General features: G+C 62.0%; 1 protein-coding gene. It reads left to right on the forward strand.

What is annotated here, in order from left to right:
* A partial coding sequence (locus tag NZ585_15190) for a universal stress protein (protein MCS7081372.1) occupies nt 1–511 on the forward strand: 511 nt, incomplete at both ends.

Here is a 511-nt window from a genome sequence, read left to right on the forward strand (position 1 = left end):
TGCCGAGTTGATCCGCGAACGCGGGTTGCTCCGCAATTTCCCCAACCGCACCGAAACCGATCTTTACCTCTGGCTGTGCAATCATCGCGATGAACTGAGCAAGCATCTGGGTTGGGAAATAAGCCTTGCCCAAGCCATCGAAGATCTGGCCGAAACGCCTAGCCGGGCCGAGCAATTGATTGAGCGAGTCATTCCCGATAATCTTGAACCGGCGATGCCGGCTGGAGTCTGGCGGCGCAATCGCACACTTGATCCGACCCACTGGTTGTTCCGCGAGGTGTTGGTACCGGTGAATGGCAAGCCTGACGGTTGGCAAGTCCTCGATCAAGTGTTAGCGTGGGCGAAACGCGAGGCGGTGCGACCACTTGGTTTACACATCGTGCGCAACGCCCGCCAGCGCGACTCGGCGGCGGCGCAGGCCGTGGCGCGCGAGTTTGTCGAGCGCTGCGCCGCCGCCGGCGTGGCCGGTGAGTGCGCAATTGAGGTGGGCGCGATCGACCGCACCATTCGC

The sequence above is a fragment of the Chloracidobacterium sp. genome, assembly GCA_025057975.1.
Lineage (GTDB): Bacteria > Acidobacteriota > Blastocatellia > Chloracidobacteriales > Chloracidobacteriaceae > Chloracidobacterium.